This window comes from Terrabacter sp. BE26 (genome assembly GCF_041941675.1).
Classification (GTDB): Bacteria; Actinomycetota; Actinomycetes; order Actinomycetales; family Dermatophilaceae; genus Terrabacter.
Genome location: NZ_CP090122.1, coordinates 3,146,685 through 3,163,698 on the forward strand (window position 1 = coordinate 3,146,685; position 17,014 = coordinate 3,163,698).

Consider the following 17,014-nt stretch of genomic DNA (forward strand, 5'->3'; position numbering starts at 1 on the left):
CGGCGCCGCTTGGCGCTGCGACATGATGGGCCCCGTGAGCGAAGCCTTCGATGCCGTCGACGTCATTTCCGCCAAGCGGGACCGCCAGGAGCTCTCGGATGCCCAGATCGACTGGGTGATCGACGCCTACACCCGGGGCGTCGTCGCCGAGGAGCAGATGGCAGCCCTCGCGATGGCGATCTACCTCAACGGGATGAGCTCCCGCGAGATCGCCCGGTGGGCCGACGCGATGATCCGCTCGGGGGAGCGGCTCGACTTCTCGTCGCTGTCGCGCCCGACGAGCGACAAGCACTCGACGGGCGGTGTGGGCGACAAGATCACGCTGCCGCTCGCGCCGATCGTCGCCGCCTGCGGTGTCGCCGTCCCCCAGCTCTCCGGACGCGGGCTCGGCCACACGGGTGGCACCCTCGACAAGCTCGAGTCCATCCCGGGGTGGCGTGCCGACCTCAGCAACGAGGAGATGATGCGCCAGCTCGAGGACGTCGGGGCGGTGATCTGTGCAGCTGGCACGGGCCTCGCCCCCGCGGACAAGAAGCTGTATGCGTTGCGCGACGTCACGGGGACCGTGTCCTGCGTGCCCCTCATCGCGACCTCCATCATGAGCAAGAAGATCGCGGAGGGCACCGGGTCGCTGGTGCTCGACGTCAAGGTCGGCTCGGGCGCCTTCATGAAGGAGCTCGACCAGGCGCGCGAGCTGGCCGAGACGATGGTGCGGCTCGGCAAGGACGCCGGCGTGCACACCGTGGCGCTCCTGACCAACATGGAGACGCCGCTCGGCCTGACGGCGGGCAACGCGCTCGAGGTGCGCGAGTCCGTCGAGGTTCTCGCCGGCGGAGGTCCCGAGGACGTCGTGGAGCTGACCCTCGCCCTGGCACGCGAGATGGTGGCCGGTGCCGGACGCACCGACATCGACCCGGCCGACGTCCTCGCCGACGGGCGCGCCATGGACGTGTGGCGCCGGATGATCCGTGCTCAGGGCGGTGATCCCGACGCTGAGCTGCCCCGTGCCCGGGAGACGCACCAGGTGCTGGCCTCGGCCGACGGAGTGCTCGTCCAGCTGGACGCGCTGGCCGTGGGGGTGGCTGCGTGGCGCCTCGGTGCCGGCCGCGCTCGCAAGGAGGACGCCGTCCAGGCTGGGGCCGGGGTGGAGCTGCACTACAAGCCCGGCGCCACGGTGCGCGGGGGAGAGCCGCTGATGACGCTGCACACCGACGAGCCGGAGCGGTTCGCCCGCGCGCTGGACGCGCTCGAGGGGGGATTCATGATCGCGCCCGAGGGCTCACGGCCCGACCTGCCGCCGATCGTCATCGACCGGGTGTCCTGAGGCGGGGAGTGTCGGAAAGAGGGGCTTCCGACCCGATTTTGGAGATCCCGGCAGGCCGGGCTACTGTTCTCTTCGTCAGCCCGACAGGGAGGAACGGACGCCACCGCAGCCGTGAGAGATCACGCAGCGAAGCTGGCCGGTCCCGGGGCTGACCACCATGGTCCAGACCATGCCGGTTCGTCCGGTAGAGTCACGGACTGCTCCGCACGGCTTCGGGTGATCGAGGCCGCACGGAAACGGCTGGAGCGCCTCGAGCGATCGGGGTAGGCTTCACCGAGTAGGAACCGCTGACACCAAGCGGGTCATGTCTGGCCGTCCTGAAGGGCGGGTCGCAGGTTTGACTCCCAAGCTTGAGGCGGGTAAGATTGAAGGGTTGCCCCGGAGGCTGGCTCGTTGAGCCGGGTGATGGTGTGTGTCCGATTCTTGAGAACTCAACAGCGTGTCAAAAATCGATGCCAATTACCTCGTCCCGGGGCTGGCATGGTCGCCCGTTCGGGTGGTTGTGTCTGGTTTCGGGCGAATATCCTTTGGTTGAATTGAATGACTGACTCTTTTTGAGCTGGTTGTTCGACTTCAGTCAGGTTTTCGGACCCTTCTGGGGTTCAAAGTTTGCTCATCGTGTGGGTCTTTTGGGCTTGTGCGTGTGGGTGTTTGAACATCAACGGAGAGTTTGATCCTGGCTCAGGACGAACGCTGGCGGCGTGCTTAACACATGCAAGTCGAACGGTGACGATCAAGCTTGCTTGGTCTGATCAGTGGCGAACGGGTGAGTAACACGTGAGTAACCTGCCCCTGACTCTGGGATAACCCCGGGAAACCGGAGCTAATACCGGATACGACACCAGCCCGCATGGGCATGGTGTGGAAAGTTTTTTCGGTCTGGGATGGACTCGCGGCCTATCAGCTTGTTGGTGAGGTAGTGGCTCACCAAGGCGACGACGGGTAGCCGGCCTGAGAGGGCGACCGGCCACACTGGGACTGAGACACGGCCCAGACTCCTACGGGAGGCAGCAGTGGGGAATATTGCACAATGGGCGGAAGCCTGATGCAGCGACGCCGCGTGAGGGATGACGGCCTTCGGGTTGTAAACCTCTTTCAGCAGGGAAGAAGCGCAAGTGACGGTACCTGCAGAAGAAGCACCGGCTAACTACGTGCCAGCAGCCGCGGTAATACGTAGGGTGCGAGCGTTGTCCGGAATTATTGGGCGTAAAGAGCTTGTAGGTGGTTTGTCGCGTCTGCTGTGAAAATCCGAGGCTCAACCTCGGACTTGCAGTGGGTACGGGCAGACTAGAGTGTGGTAGGGGAGACTGGAATTCCTGGTGTAGCGGTGGAATGCGCAGATATCAGGAGGAACACCGATGGCGAAGGCAGGTCTCTGGGCCATTACTGACACTGAGAAGCGAAAGCATGGGGAGCGAACAGGATTAGATACCCTGGTAGTCCATGCCGTAAACGTTGGGAACTAGGTGTGGGTCTCATTCCACGAGATCCGTGCCGCAGCTAACGCATTAAGTTCCCCGCCTGGGGAGTACGGCCGCAAGGCTAAAACTCAAAGGAATTGACGGGGGCCCGCACAAGCGGCGGAGCATGCGGATTAATTCGATGCAACGCGAAGAACCTTACCAAGGCTTGACATACACCGGAATCACCCAGAGATGGGTGCGTCTTCGGACCGGTGTACAGGTGGTGCATGGTTGTCGTCAGCTCGTGTCGTGAGATGTTGGGTTAAGTCCCGCAACGAGCGCAACCCTCGTTCTATGTTGCCAGCACGTGATGGTGGGGACTCATAGGAGACTGCCGGGGTCAACTCGGAGGAAGGTGGGGATGACGTCAAATCATCATGCCCCTTATGTCTTGGGCTTCACGCATGCTACAATGGCCGGTACAAAGGGCTGCGATACCGCGAGGTGGAGCGAATCCCAAAAAACCGGTCTCAGTTCGGATTGGGGTCTGCAACTCGACCCCATGAAGTCGGAGTCGCTAGTAATCGCAGATCAGCAACGCTGCGGTGAATACGTTCCCGGGCCTTGTACACACCGCCCGTCAAGTCACGAAAGTCGGTAACACCCGAAGCCGGTGGCCCAACCCTTGTGGGGGGAGCCGTCGAAGGTGGGACTGGCGATTGGGACTAAGTCGTAACAAGGTAGCCGTACCGGAAGGTGCGGCTGGATCACCTCCTTTCTAAGGAGCATCTGATCGCAGACCCTCGGGTTTGCGTTCCAGAGCCCGGTCTGTCCCCGAGTGTGGGGCAGCGGGTGCTCAAGGGTGGAACATCGATTACTTGACACCGTCCTGGTGTCTCTCACAAGTACAAGCTGGCTGTTCGCTTTGCGGGCTGCTGGCAGTGGAACGTGAGGGGCGGTGGGTGCGGTGTCTGACACGTTGTTGGGTCCTGAAGGATCGGGCAACACCAACCGGCTAGGGTGCGGGAACGCAGTCCTGGTGGTTGGTGTGGCCGGGTTTCTTCTGGTCGTGGGCCCCACCGAAAGCCTGGCGGTTGCTGGGTTGGGTGTGGGGTGCCGGTTGTATGTTGAGAACTTCACAGTGGACGCGAGCATCTTTGTAGTGTCAAGTTTTTAAGGGCACACGGTGGATGCCTTGGCACCAGGAACCGAAGAAGGACGTAGGAATCTGCGATAAGCCTCGGGTAGTCGATAACCAGACTGTGATCCGAGGATTTCCGAATGGGGAAACCCGGCTGGAGGCAAGTCCAGTCACCCGCACCTGAATATATAGGGTGCGTGGAGGGAACGTGGGGAAGTGAAACATCTCAGTACCCACAGGAAGAGAAAACAACATGTGATTCCGTGAGTAGTGGCGAGCGAAAGCGGATGAGGCTAAACCGGGCGTGTGTGATAGCTGTCAGGCGTTGCACGTTCGGGGTCGTGGGACCCGCCAGCCGGCTCTGACAGGCCGGCAGGGAGTGAGAAATCTGCGTCATAGTCGAAGAGCATTGAATGGCTCGGCATAGAGGGTGCGACCCCCGTAGACGAAATGGTGTGGACTCCCGGTGGTGTTTCCCAAGTAGCACGGGGCCCGAGAAATCCCGTGTGAATCTGGCAGGACCACCTGCTAAGCCTAAATATTCCCTGGTGACCGATAGCGGACAAGTACCGTGAGGGAAAGGTGAAAAGTACCCCGGGAGGGGAGTGAAATAGATCCTGAAACCGTGTGCCTACAATCCGTTGGAGCCTCCCGCCGTTGGGCGTGTGGGGTGACAGCGTGCCTTTTGAAGAATGAGCCTGCGAGTTAGTGCTCAGTGGCGAGGTTAACCCGTGTGGGGAAGCCGTAGCGAAAGCGAGTCCGAACAGGGCGATTGAGTCGCTGGGTCTAGACCCGAAGCGGAGTGATCTACCCATGGCCAGGTTGAAGCGCAGGTAAGACTGCGTGGAGGACCGAACCCACTTAGGTTGAAAACTGAGGGGATGAGCTGTGGGTAGGGGTGAAAGGCCAATCAAACTCCGTGATAGCTGGTTCTCCCCGAAATGCATTTAGGTGCAGCGTCACGTGTTTCTTGCCGGAGGTAGAGCTACTGGATAGCTGATGGGCCTCACCAGGTTACTGACGTTAGCCAAACTCCGAATGCCGGTAAGTGAGAGCGTGGCAGTGAGACTGCGGGGGATAAGCTCCGTAGTCGAGAGGGAAACAGCCCAGATCACCAGCTAAGGTCCCTAAGCGTGTGCTAAGTGGGAAAGGATGTGGAGTTGCTGTGACAACCAGGAGGTTGGCTTAGAAGCAGCCACCCTTTAAAGAGTGCGTAATAGCTCACTGGTCAAGTGATTCCGCGCCGACAATGTAGCGGGGCTCAAGCACACCACCGAAGCTGTGGCATTGACATTTTGTTCGGCACCGACACCTGCGGGTTCGGTGTCCAGACGTGTTGATGGGTAGGGGAGCGTCGTGTTGCCAGGGAAGCGGCGGAGTGATCCAGCCGTGGAGGCTACACGAGTGAGAATGCAGGCATGAGTAGCGAATGACGGGCGAGAAACCCGTCCGCCGAATAACCAAGGGTTCCAGGGTCAAGCTAATCTGCCCTGGGTAAGTCGGGACCTAAGGCGAGGCCGACAGGCGTAGTCGATGGACATCCGGTTGATATTCCGGAACCGGCGAAGAACCGCCCCTGATGAACCTTGTGATGCTAAGTGCCTGAAGCCGCCCACCAGACCCTTCGGGGTCTATCGGGTGGTGGAGCGCACGGCCCGATCAGGTAGTAGTCAAGCGATGGAGTGACGCAGGAAGGTAGCCTCCGCGTGGCGATGGTTGTCCACGTCCAAGGGTGTAGGGCGCGGTCCAGGCAAATCCGGACCGCATACAAGCCTGAGACCTGATAGTGACCGCGAATGCGGGAAGAGGGTGATCCTATGCTGCCGAGAAAAACTTCTAGCGAGGTTCGAGCCGCCCGTACCCCAAACCGACTCAGGTGGTTAGGTAGAGAATACCAAGGCGATCGAGTGAATCGTGGTTAAGGAATTCGGCAAAATACCCCCGTAACTTCGGGAGAAGGGGGGCCCTGATCGTGACCCCACTTGCTGGGTGAGCGTGATCGGCCGCAGAGACCAGGGAGAAGCGACTGTTTACTAAAAACACAGGTCCGTGCCAAGTCGCAAGACGATGTATACGGACTGACGCCTGCCCGGTGCTGGAACGTTAAGGGGACCGGTTAGCACGCAAGTGCGAAGCTGAGAACTTAAGCGCCAGTAAACGGCGGTGGTAACTATAACCATCCTAAGGTAGCGAAATTCCTTGTCGGGTAAGTTCCGACCTGCACGAATGGCGTAACGACTTCTCCACTGTCTCAACCACGAACTCGGCGAAATTGCACTACGAGTAAAGATGCTCGTTACGCGCAGCAGGACGGAAAGACCCCGGGACCTTTACTACAGCTTGGTATTGGTGTTCGGTACGGCTTGTGTAGGATAGGTGGGAGACTGTGAAGCCGTCACGTCAGTGATGGTGGAGTCAACGTTGAAATACCACTCTGGTCGTTCTGGATATCTAACCTCGGTCCGTGATCCGGATCAGGGACAGTGCCTGGTGGGTAGTTTAACTGGGGCGGTTGCCTCCTAAAAGGTAACGGAGGCGCCCAAAGGTTCCCTCAGCCTGGTTGGTAATCAGGTTTCGAGTGTAAGTGCACAAGGGAGCTTGACTGTGAGACAGGCATGTCGAGCAGGGACGAAAGTCGGGACTAGTGATCCGGCGGTGGCTTGTGGAAGCGCCGTCGCTCAACGGATAAAAGGTACCCCGGGGATAACAGGCTGATCTTGCCCAAGAGTCCATATCGACGGCATGGTTTGGCACCTCGATGTCGGCTCGTCGCATCCTGGGGCTGGAGTAGGTCCCAAGGGTTGGGCTGTTCGCCCATTAAAGCGGTACGCGAGCTGGGTTTAGAACGTCGTGAGACAGTTCGGTCCCTATCCGCTGTGCGCGTAGGAAACTTGAGAAAGGCTGTCCCTAGTACGAGAGGACCGGGATGGACGAACCTCTGGTGTGTCAGTTGTCCTGCCAAGGGCACCGCTGATTAGCTACGTTCGGAAGTGATAACCGCTGAAAGCATCTAAGCGGGAAGCACGTTTCAAGATGAGGTTTCCAGGCCCGCGAGGGCGAGAGGCTCCCAGCTAGACGACTGGGTTGATAGGCCGGATGTGGAAGCACAGCAATGTGTGGAGCTGACCGGTACTAATAAGCCGATAACTTGACTTACAAAGATGCTACGCGTCCACTGTGCGGTTCCCGAGATACAAACGGGAACTTGTGCCCACTGATTTGATATCTCCATAGAGTTTCGGCTGTCATAGCGAAGGGGAAACGCCCGGCTCCATTCCGAACCCGGAAGCTAAGCCCTTCAGCGCCGATGGTACTGCACTGGTGACGGTGTGGGAGAGTAGGACGCAGCCGGACACATTCTCACGACAACCCCGCCGGGCAACCGGCGGGGTTGTCGCATTTCTGGTGGTCGTCGGAGGCCCTGACTGGTCAAGGGCTAGGGTTGGCTCGTGCCTGAACTCATCGAGTCTCCCACCCGTATCCCGGTCCCCGGCGGCAAGGTCATCGACGAGCACGTCGGTGCGGTCAACACCCCCGATGCCGGGCTCCAGACCTCGGTCTCCGTCGCTCGCATGGTCGCCCCTGCCGGTTGGTCGGAGCCGTACCAGACGCCGGAGTTCGACGAGATCACCGTGGTACTCGCGGGCACCGTGCTCGTCGACCATGACGGCGGCACCCTGGAGGCGCAGGCAGGTCAGACCGTCATCACCCGCGGTGGCGAGCGGATCCGCTACTCGTGCGGGCCGCAGGGCGCCGAGTACGTCGCGATCTGCCTGCCTGCCTTCAGCCCCGACTCCGTGCACCGCGAGGACGAGGAGGACGCCGGCGAGGCCGCGGGTGGCGGGCAGTGAGCGACGAGCTGCCTGACGTCCTGGAGCGCGCGCCCAAGGTCCTGCTGCACGACCACCTCGACGGGGGCCTGCGGCCGCAGACCATCATCGAGCTGGCGGCCAGTGTCGGCTACGACGCCCTGCCCGCACCCGACGCCGCGGCTCTGGGCACCTGGTTCCACGAGAGCGCCGACTCCGGGTCGCTCCCGCGGTACCTGGAGACGTTCGACCACACCCTTGCGGTGATGCAGACGCGCGAAGGGCTCTTCCGCGTCGCCAGCGAGTGCGCCCAGGACCTCGCTGCCGACGGAGTCGTCTACGCCGAGAGCCGGTACGCCCCCGAGCAGCACCTGACGCACGGCCTGACGCTCGAGGGCGTGGTCGAAGCGGTCAACGCGGGACTGCGCGACGGTGAGGCCAAGGCGGCCGCAGCCGGTCACCCGATCCGCGTCACCTCCCTGCTGACCGCGATGCGCCACGCCGCCAACGCCACGGAGATCGCGCGCCTGGCGATCCGCTACCGCGACGAAGGCGTGTCCGGCTTCGACATCGCGGGTGCCGAGGCCGGCTTCCCGCCCACCCGCCACCTGGACGCTTTCGAGTACCTCCAGCGGGAGAACTTCCACTTCACGATCCATGCGGGGGAGGCGTTCGGCCTGCCCTCGATCTGGGAGGCCATCCAGTGGTGCGGTGCGGACCGCCTCGGTCACGGCGTGCGCATCGTCGACGACATCACGGTCGACGGCTCGCCCTTCTCGGAGTGGCTCGAGGGACAGACCGACGACCCGCAGGCACTGACGGCGCTGGAGCTGGACCGGGTGCGCCTGGGCCGGCTGGCCGCATACGTCCGTGACAAGCGCATCCCGCTCGAGATGTGCCCGAGCAGCAACCTGCAGACGTCCGCAGCGGTGTCTATCACGCACCACCCCATCACGCTGCTGGGCCGACTGCGCTTCCGCGTCACCCTCAACACCGACAACCGGCTCATGAGCGCGACCTCCATGACGAGGGAGGCGACGCTGCTGCGCGACGAGGCCGGCTGGACGCTGGAAGACCTGCGCTGGGTGACGATCAACGCCATGAAGTCGGCGTTCATCCCGTTCGACGAGCGACTCGCGCTCATCGACGGGGTCATCAAGCCCGGCTACAACGCCCTCGGCTGCTGACGCCCAGCAAGGTGCCTCAGGCTGGGCCGAGCGCGGCGTTGACGGCGGCCTCGACGTGCAGGCGGGTGGTCGGGAACACGGGGACGGCCGAGTCCGACTGGTCGACGAGCAGCTCGATCTCGGTGCAGCCGAGGATGATCCCCTCTGCGCCCGCAGCCACCAGTCGTGCGATGACCTCCCGGTAGGCCCGCCGGGACTCCTCGGTGACGACACCGAGGCAGAGCTCGTCGTAGATGACCCGGTGGACCAGAGCGCGGTCGTCTGCCTCGGGGACGAGGACCTCGAGTCCGTGGCCGCCGAGTCGGTCACGCAGGAACGGCTGCTCCATCGTGTAGGCCGTCGCGAGCAGGCCCACCCGACGGATCCCGGCCGCTCGCACCGCGGTAGCAGTCACATCCCCGATGTGCAGCAGCGGGACGGAGACGGACGCCTCGATGGCAGGAGCCACCTTGTGCATCGTGTTGGTGCACAGCACGAGCAGCTCGGCCCCTCCGGCCTCGAGCCCGGCTGCCGCCGTTGCGAGCAGCGCGCCGGCCTCGTCCCACCGGTCCTCGGCCTGCAGGCGCTCGATCTCGGCGAAGTCGAGCGAGTGGAGGAGCAGCCGGGCGGAGGCGAGGCCGCCGACCCGGTCACGCACGAGCTCGTTGGCGAGGCGGTAGTAGACGGCACTCGACTCCCAGCTCATGCCGCCGAGCAGGCCGATGAGCTTCACGACGTCATGCCTGACCGCAGCAGGGCCCCGAGCTCGGCCTCGGCCTCGCGGGGGTGGATGCACCGCGCACCGGCCGCCTGTGCCTCGGCGACGACGCGCGGCTCGTCGCGCCACAGGGTGAGGCCGCGGCGCAGCAGGATGTGGGGTGCCTTGCGGCGCTCCGACAGGTCGCGGACGAAACGGCGGACAGCCGTCAGGGAGCGGTTCTGCCGCACGCAGAGGGCGTCGGCCAGCAGCCCCTCCTGGTCGAGCGGCTCGATGAGGCGCCCGGCGAAGAGGCCCTCGGCCAGGATGTGGTCGCTCGGCTGCGCCTCGAGCCAGTGACGCCCGGTCACGGCCGAGGCGCCGATGTCGTAGATCGGCACCTCCACCGGGCCGCCGTCCACGAGCCGGCGCAGCGCGTCGACCGCCGACTCGGCGTCCCAGGAGTCCACGTGGTCCCAGTCCGGGATGCCCAGCGGCGAACGCGGCAGCCGCGGGTCGTGCGCCTCGCGGTAGAAGTCGTCCAGGCGCACGACCGGCCACCCGTGTGCGGCACTGAGCCGCGCCGACAGGCGGCTCTTCCCCGCACCGCTCGGCCCGGTCAGCAGGATGACCCGGCGCCGGTGCCCGTTCCCGTCGGACGCGGCGTCCTCCGATGCCACCGCTCAGAGACCCTTGGGGTGCCAGACGGTCTTGGTCTCGACGAACGCGCGGAGGCGGCCGAGACCGGGGTCGGCGTTCCAGTCGGGCTCGACCGGGACACCGTCGCGCAGGGTCGGGCGGTGGACCCGCTTGAGGTTGCCGGCCGCCTCCACCTCGAGCGCCGCCCAGTCGACGCCCTCGGCGCCGGCCACGCCGGTCAGGTCGATGGCGTTGACGTCGCGGTGTGCGGCCAGCCAGGTCGCGACCTCGGCGGTGCGCGCGGTCACGACGTTGACGACACCACCCGGCACGTCGGAGGTGGCCAGCACCTCGCCGAACGTGACGGCCGGGAGGGGACGGTTCGCCGACGAGATGACGACCGCAGTGTTGCCGGTCGCGATCACGGGCGCGACGACCGACACCAGGCCGAGCAGCGAGGAGGCTTGCGGGGCAAGGATGCCCACGACACCGGTCGGCTCGGGCGCCGACACGTTGAAGAAGGGCCCGGCGACCGGGTTGAGGTTGCCGAGCACCTGGGCGATCTTGTCGGTCCAGCCGGCGTACCAGACGATCCGGTCGGTGGCCGCGTCGACGACGGCACCGGCTGCGCGCGCCGACAGGCCCTCGCCGGCGGCGACCTCCTCGACGAACTGGGCGCGCCGGCCCTCGAGCACCTCGGCGACCCGGTAGAGCACCTGGCCGCGGTTGTAGGCGGTGGCGCCCGACCACTTCGGGAACGCGCCGCGGGCGGCGACGACGGCGTCGCGGACGTCCTTGCGCGAGCCCATCGACGCGTTGGCGAGGAACTCACCCGAGGCCGAGACGACCTCGTAGGAGCGGCCCGACTCGCTGCGGGGGAATGCCCCGCCGATGTAGAGCTTGTAGGTCTTGCGCACGTCGAGGCGGCTCATCGGGCGGCTCCCGTCAGGGTCGAAGCGTCGGTCGGAGCGGCAGTCGAAGGCGAAGGAGCGGTGGTGACGTAGGCCTCGAGGCCGTGGCGGCCGCCCTCGCGGCCGTAGCCGGACTCCTTGTAGCCGCCGAAGGGCGACGTCGGGTCGAAGCGGTTGAACGTGTTGGCCCACACGACGCCGGCGCGCAGCTGGTCGGCCATCCAGAGGATGCGCGAGCCCTTCTCGGTCCACACCCCCGCGGAGAGGCCGTATGCCGTGTTGTTGGCCTTGGCGACCGCCTCCTGGGGCGTGCGGAACGTCAGCACCGACAGGACCGGGCCGAAGATCTCCTCGGTGGCCACGCGGTGCGTCTGCGAGACGCCGGTCAGCACCGTCGGCGGGAACCAGTAGCCCTTGGCCGGCAGGGAGCACTCGGGGCTCCAGCGCTCGGCACCCTCGGCGACCCCGGCCTCGACGAGCGAGGTGATGCGCTCGAGCTGCGCCTTGGAGTTGATCGCGCCGAGGTCGCTGTTCTTGTCCATGGGGTCACCGACGCGCAGCGTGCCGAGGCGGCGCTTGAGCCGGGACACGACCTCGTCGTGGACGTTCTCCTGGACGAGCAGGCGGGAGCCGGCGCAGCAGACCTGGCCCTGGTTGAAGAAGATGCCGCTGATGATGCCCTCGACCGCCTGGTCGATGGGGGCGTCGTCGAAGACGATGTTGGCGGCCTTGCCGCCGAGCTCGAGCGTGGCCTTCTTCGGGGTGCCGGCGATCGAGCGGGCGATGGCCTTCCCGACCTCGGTGGAACCCGTGAACGCGATCTTGTCGACGCCGGGGTGCTCGACGAGCGCCTGCCCGGTGCGGCCGTCGCCGGTCACGATGTTGACGACACCGGCCGGCAGCCCGGCCTGCTGGCAGACCTCGGCGAAGAGCAGCGCCGTCAGCGGTGTGGTCTCGGCCGGCTTGAGGACGACGGTGTTGCCGGTCGCGAGGGCCGGCGCGATCTTCCAGGCGAGCATCAGGAGTGGGAAGTTCCACGGGATGACCTGACCGACGACGCCGTGCGGACGCGGCACGTCGGCACCGGAAGCCGACAGGCCGGCATACTCCAGCTTGTCGGCCCAGCCCGCGTGGTAGAAGAAGTGCGCCGCCGCGATCGGCACGTCGACGTCGCGGGTCTCCTTGATCGGCTTGCCGTTGTCGAGCGTCTCGAGGACGGCGAACTCGCGGGCGCGCTCCTGCAGGATGCGGGCGATGCGGAAGAGGTACTTGCCGCGCTCGGCGCCGCTCATCCGGCCCCAGACGCCCTTGAAGGCGCGGCGGGCGGCGGCCACGGCACGGTCGACGTCCTCGGGCCCGGCCTGGCTCACCTGGGCCAGGACCGTCTCGTCGGCGGGGTTGAGCGTGGGGAAGGTCTCCGCCGGCGCGGTGAAGGCGCCGTCGATGAAGTGGCCGTAGGCCTCCTCGATGGTGACGACGGCTCGCGACTCGGGAGCGGGGGCGTACTCGAACTTCGGCATCAGGGTGTCTTTCGTGGCAGTCGTGGCAGGCGCCGTGGCGGTCGCGGGAAGGGCGCTCGTCAGTCGAGCGTCACGTAGTCGGCACCGGAGTAGGCGCCCGTGGTGAGCTTCTGGCGCTGCAGGAGCAGGTCGTTGAGCAGGCTCGAGGCGCCGAAGCGGAACCACTCGGGGCTCAGCCAGTCGTCGCCGGCGACCTCGCTGACCATGACGAGGTACTTGATGGCGTCCTTGGTCGTGCGGATGCCGCCGGCCGGCTTGACGCCGACCTGCACCCCGGTGAGCTCGCGCCAGTCGCGCACGGCCTCGAGCATGACGAGGGTGACGGGCAGCGTCGCGGCGGGGGACACCTTGCCGGTCGAGGTCTTGATGAAGTCGCCGCCGGCGAGCATCGAGAGGTAGGAGGCGCGACGGACGTTGTCGTAGGTGATGAGCTCGCCGGTCTCCATGATCACCTTGAGGTGCGCCTCGCCGGAGGCCTGCTTGACCTGGGCGATCTGGTCGAAGACGGTCAGGTAGTCGCCGGCGAGGAAGGCGCCACGGTCGATGACCATGTCGATCTCGTCGGCGCCGGCCTCGACCGCGTGCTTGGTGTCGGCCAGCTTGACCGCGAGGCTCGCCCGTCCGGACGGGAAGGCCGTCGCGACCGAGGCGACGTGGATGCCGCTGTCGCCGAGCGCCTTCTTCGCCGTGGCGACCATGTCGCCGTAGACGCAGACGGCGGCCGGGCGCGGGGTGCTCGGGTCGAGCGGGTCGGGCACGAGCGCCTTGGCGCACAGCGAGCGCACCTTGCCGACGGTGTCGGAGCCCTCGAGCGTGGTCAGGTCGATCATCCCGATGGCGGTGTCGATGGCCCAGGCCTTGCTCGTCGTCTTGATCGAGCGGGTGCCGAGACCGGCGGCGCGGGCCTCGTTGCCGACCTGGTCGACGCCGGGCAGCCCGTGCAGCCAGGACGTCAGGGCACGGTTGGTCAGGCGCGACACCCCCAGCACGTCCCGCGCCTGTGCGGCGACGTCGGATGCGGTGCGTGTCGTGGTGCTTACGGTCACCACGGGAGTCTATCTGCCGCTCGGCCGGGGCCAGAACGCGTGAGAGAGTCGGACGGTGAGCCCAGATGTGTCCCAGCCACCGCCCGACTCACCCACGCCGGGCCCCGGCCCCGACCAGGGCCGCGCGGCGGGCGACGACGCAGGTGCCCCGCACGCGCTGCGCGAGGCCCGCACGCTGCGACCGGGGTCGTCGGTCGTCGTCGGCGTCATCGGGGCGCTCGCCGGGCTCGGCCTGCTCGTGTCGGGCCTGCTCACCACGCCGCGCAGCTGGACGTTGATCTCGACGGTCGTGCTCGCCCTGGTGCTGCTGTGGCTCTTCGTCGTGCGGCCCAGCGTCATCGTCCACGCGGAGGGGGTCCGGCTCGTCAACCCGATGCGGGTCGTCGACCTCACCTGGCCGGTGATCACCGAGGTGAGGTCGCGCTGGGCCCTCGAGCTCGTGGCGGGTGGCCGCCGCTACACCGCCTGGGGCGTGCCCGCCGACCCCGGACGCCCGAGGTACGGCCGCGGCATCCTGACCGTCGGCGCCAACCGGGTCCGGGGCAAAGGCACCTCGGAGCTGCCCACGAAGTCGAAGGTCGAGGCACAGGTCGTGGCGGCCGAGGTGGAGGAGCGCATCCTCGCCGACCGCAGGCGCAAGGACGGGCGCACGCCCCGCATCGCGACCCAGGCGTGGGACCCGCTCTCGGTCGGGCTGCTCCTGGCCGCTGCCGCCTTCTTCCTGCTGGGGACCTTCGTCGTCTGACCGCCCGACGCACACGGACCGTATGCGTGGGGTCCCCTCAGAGGGACGTGAGCCGCTCGAGGTCCGCGCGGATCCGGGCGAGCCGGGTCTCGGCCACCGCACGTGCCTCCCCGAGGGCGGCTGCCTCGGCGACCGGCTCGATGACCTCGAGGTAGACCTTCACCTTGGGCTCGGTGCCGCTCGGTCGCACGATGATGCGTGAGCGGTCGGCCAGGTGGTAGCGCAGGCCCTCGGTGGGTGGCAGCCCGCCGTCACCCCGGCTGAGGTCGTCGGTGCGTGCCACCGGGATGCCGGCCACCGTGGACGGCTTCTCGGCGCGGAGCCGTGCCATCAGCGTGTCGATCTGGGCGAGGTCCGAGACGCGCACCGCGAAGGAGTCGGTCGCGTGGACGCCGTGCTCGACGGCGAGGTCGTCGAGCAGGTCGGTCAGGGTGCGGCCCTCGGACTTCAGGGTCGCGGCCAGCTCGGCGAGCAGCAGGGCGGCGCTGATGCCGTCCTTGTCGCGGACCAGCTGCGGCGCGACGCAGTAGCCGAGGGCCTCCTCGTAGCCGTAGCGAAGACGCTCGACCCGGGAGATCCACTTGAAGCCGGTGAGGGTCTCCTCGTGCGCGATGCCGGCGCTGCGCGCGATCGACGAGAGCAGGCGCGAGGACACGATCGAGCAGGCGAAGACGTCGCGGCGTGAGACCCCGCGGCGCACGATGTGAGCACCGAGCAGGGCCCCGACCTCGTCGCCGCGGAGCATCCGCCAGTCGCCGAGCGCAGGGTCGAGGACCGCCGCGGCGCAGCGGTCGGCGTCGGGGTCGTTGGCGATGACGAGGTCGCAGCCGACGGCCCGGGCGCGGGCCAGGGCCAGGTCGATCGCGCCCTTCTCCTCGGGGTTGGGAAAGGCGACGGTGGGGAAGTCGGGGTCGGGCACCGCCTGCTCGTCGACGACGACCGGGGCCGCGAAGCCGGCTCGCACGAAGGCGGTGTGCACCGTGCCGTGCCCCACGCCGTGCAGGCTGGTGTGCACGATGCTGAGGTCACGCGGCGACCCGGGGTCGACGACGGTCACGACGGCGTCCACGTAGTCCCGGAGGACGTCGTCGCCGAGGGTCTCCCACCCGTCGACGGCGAGCGGCACGTCGCCCACACGCTCCACCTGCTCGATGTGCGCGGCGATCTGGGCGTCGGCCGGCGGCACGATCTGGCTGCCGTCGCCGAGGTAGACCTTGTAGCCGTTGTCCTGCGGCGGGTTGTGGCTCGCCGTGACCATGACGCCGGCGTCGGCACCGAGGTGCCGGATCGCGAACGCCAGCACCGGGGTGGGCAGGGGCTGGGGGAGCAGCAGCGCCCGGCCGCCGGCGGCGACCACCACCGCGGCCGTGTCGCGCGCGAACACGTCGGAGTTGTAGCGGGCGTCGTAGCCGATGACGACGGTGGGCGCCTCGCCGGCTCGGCCCTCGTCCTTGAGGTATGCCGTCAGGCCGGCCGCCGCCCGGATGACGACGCTGCGGTTCATCCGGTTGGGACCGGCGCCCAGGGCGCCACGCAGCCCGGCGGTGCCGAACTCCAGCAGGCCGGACATGCGGTCGGTCAGGTCCGCGAGGGCCACGGCGTCGCCCTCGGACGCGCGGCCGAGCACGGCGTCGAGCTCGGCCCGGGTCGTCGGGTCGGGGTCGTCGTCGCGCCAGGCCCGCGCCGCGGCATACAGCTCCTCGGTGGCCTCGAGCCCGGTCATCACAGGCGCCCCACGACGTCGGCGAGCAGGCGCCCGCAGCGCTCGGCGGCGGCCTGCCCGGCCTCGAGCACCTCGGCGTGGCTGAGCGGCTGGTCGGAGATGCCGGCGGCCAGGTTCGTCACGAGCGAGATCCCGAGCACGTCGAGGCCGCACTGCCGCGCGGCGATCGCCTCGAGCGTCGTGGACATGCCCACGAGGTCGCCGCCCAGCACCTTGGCCATCTGCACCTCGGCCGGCGTCTCGTAGTGCGGCCCGCGGAACTGGACGTAGACGCCCTCGTCGAGGTCGGGGTCGACCTGCCGGGCGAGCTCGCGCAGGCGCGGCGTGTAGAGGTCGGTGAGGTCCACGAAGTTGGCGCCCTCGACGGGGGAGTGCGCCGTGAGGTTGATGTGGTCGCGGATGAGGACCGGAGTGCCCGGGCCCCAGGCAGGGTTGAGGCCACCACAGCCGTTGGTCAGCACGATGGTGGAGCAGCCCGCCGCCTTGGCAGTGCGCACGCCGTGGACGACGGCCCGCACGCCGCGGCCCTCGTAGAAATGGGTGCGGGTGCCGAAGACCAGGGCGCGACGCCCGGTGTCGCCGATGGCGACCGAGCGCATCGTGCCGGAGTGACCCGCCACGGCGGCCGCGTGGAAGCCGGGGACGTCCGCGTTCTCCACGGTGGCCAGCGTCTCGCCGATGAGGTCTGCAGTCTGGCCCCAGCCCGACCCGAGGACGAGCGCCACGTCGTGGTGTGCCACGCCGGTGCGCTCGGCGATGACCGCCGCGGCCTGCTCGGCGACGTCGAAGGGGTCGGTGGCGGGATCGTCGAGGTCGGCGCTGACGTCACGGTGGCTACTGGTCACGCTGAGGACTCTAGCGAGGTCGTCGCCGAGCGGTTGGGCATCCCC

The 17,014-nt window shown here is 67.0% G+C and carries 11 protein-coding genes and 3 rRNA genes; 7 read left to right on the top strand and 7 right to left on the bottom strand.

The window, feature by feature from the left end; all coding sequences use genetic code 11:
- The first annotated feature begins 34 nt into the window (after positions 1-34).
- From LQK93_RS14445 to LQK93_RS14470, 6 genes are all read left to right on the top strand, one after another.
- The gene (locus LQK93_RS14445) at positions 35-1,324 is read left to right on the top strand and encodes a thymidine phosphorylase (RefSeq protein ID WP_374968475.1); all 1,290 of its coding nucleotides are present in this window, start codon (positions 35-37) and stop codon (positions 1,322-1,324) included.
- A 658-nt stretch (positions 1,325-1,982) separates the two neighbouring features.
- Positions 1,983-3,505: ribosomal RNA gene (locus tag LQK93_RS14450) — 16S ribosomal RNA — on the top strand.
- A 385-nt stretch (positions 3,506-3,890) separates the two neighbouring features.
- Positions 3,891-7,024: ribosomal RNA gene (locus tag LQK93_RS14455) — 23S ribosomal RNA — on the top strand.
- Positions 7,025-7,105: 81 nt separating this feature from the next.
- Positions 7,106-7,222: ribosomal RNA gene (rrf, locus tag LQK93_RS14460) — 5S ribosomal RNA — on the top strand.
- Together the 16S, 23S and 5S rRNA genes form the textbook arrangement of a ribosomal RNA operon.
- 95 nt (positions 7,223-7,317) lie before the next feature.
- Complete coding sequence (locus LQK93_RS14465; protein ID WP_374968476.1) at positions 7,318-7,719, top strand: cupin domain-containing protein; 402 nt, start codon at positions 7,318-7,320, stop codon at positions 7,717-7,719.
- Complete coding sequence (locus tag LQK93_RS14470) at positions 7,716-8,864, top strand: adenosine deaminase (protein ID WP_374968477.1); 1,149 nt, start codon at positions 7,716-7,718, stop codon at positions 8,862-8,864. The genes LQK93_RS14465 and LQK93_RS14470 overlap by 4 nt, the downstream gene beginning before the upstream one ends.
- A gap of 16 nt (positions 8,865-8,880) precedes the next feature.
- Here LQK93_RS14470 and LQK93_RS14475 read toward each other — a convergent pair whose 3' ends face one another.
- From LQK93_RS14475 to deoC, 5 genes are read right to left on the bottom strand one after another with little or no spacing between them, the layout of a single operon-like run.
- Positions 8,881-9,576 carry an aspartate/glutamate racemase family protein gene (locus LQK93_RS14475; protein WP_374968478.1) on the bottom strand — a complete coding sequence of 232 codons (696 nt, stop codon included), beginning with the start codon at positions 9,574-9,576 and terminating at the stop codon, positions 8,881-8,883.
- Complete coding sequence (locus LQK93_RS14480) at positions 9,573-10,220, bottom strand: uridine kinase (protein WP_374968479.1); 648 nt, start codon at positions 10,218-10,220, stop codon at positions 9,573-9,575. The genes LQK93_RS14475 and LQK93_RS14480 overlap by 4 nt, the downstream gene beginning before the upstream one ends.
- 3 nt (positions 10,221-10,223) lie before the next feature.
- Entirely contained in the window at positions 10,224-11,111 is an 888-nt protein-coding gene (locus tag LQK93_RS14485) for an aldehyde dehydrogenase family protein (protein ID WP_374968480.1), read from the bottom strand.
- Positions 11,108-12,610: an aldehyde dehydrogenase family protein gene (locus LQK93_RS14490; protein WP_374968481.1), complete on the bottom strand. Its 1,503-nt coding sequence runs from the start codon at positions 12,608-12,610 to the stop codon at positions 11,108-11,110. Before LQK93_RS14490 ends, LQK93_RS14485 begins: the two co-directional genes overlap by 4 nt.
- 59 nt (positions 12,611-12,669) lie before the next feature.
- On the bottom strand, positions 12,670-13,599 hold the full coding sequence (gene deoC / locus LQK93_RS14495; protein WP_374971516.1) for a deoxyribose-phosphate aldolase: 930 nt from the start codon (positions 13,597-13,599) through the stop codon (positions 12,670-12,672).
- A 112-nt stretch (positions 13,600-13,711) separates the two neighbouring features.
- Here deoC and LQK93_RS14500 point away from each other — a divergent pair, with 112 nt between their 5' ends.
- Positions 13,712-14,401 (top strand): PH domain-containing protein, encoded by a 690-nt coding sequence (locus tag LQK93_RS14500; RefSeq protein WP_374968482.1) that lies wholly within the window; start codon positions 13,712-13,714, stop codon positions 14,399-14,401.
- A gap of 37 nt (positions 14,402-14,438) precedes the next feature.
- On the opposite strand, the gene LQK93_RS14505 is transcribed toward LQK93_RS14500, so the two are convergent.
- Together LQK93_RS14505 and LQK93_RS14510 are read right to left on the bottom strand one after the other, a co-directional pair.
- Positions 14,439-16,124 carry a phospho-sugar mutase gene (locus LQK93_RS14505; RefSeq protein ID WP_374968483.1) on the bottom strand — a complete coding sequence of 562 codons (1,686 nt, stop codon included), beginning with the start codon at positions 16,122-16,124 and terminating at the stop codon, positions 14,439-14,441.
- Positions 16,124-16,969 carry a purine-nucleoside phosphorylase gene (locus LQK93_RS14510; protein WP_374968485.1) on the bottom strand — a complete coding sequence of 282 codons (846 nt, stop codon included), beginning with the start codon at positions 16,967-16,969 and terminating at the stop codon, positions 16,124-16,126. The genes LQK93_RS14505 and LQK93_RS14510 overlap by 1 nt, the downstream gene beginning before the upstream one ends.
- Between the last annotated feature and the right edge of the window lie 45 nt (positions 16,970-17,014).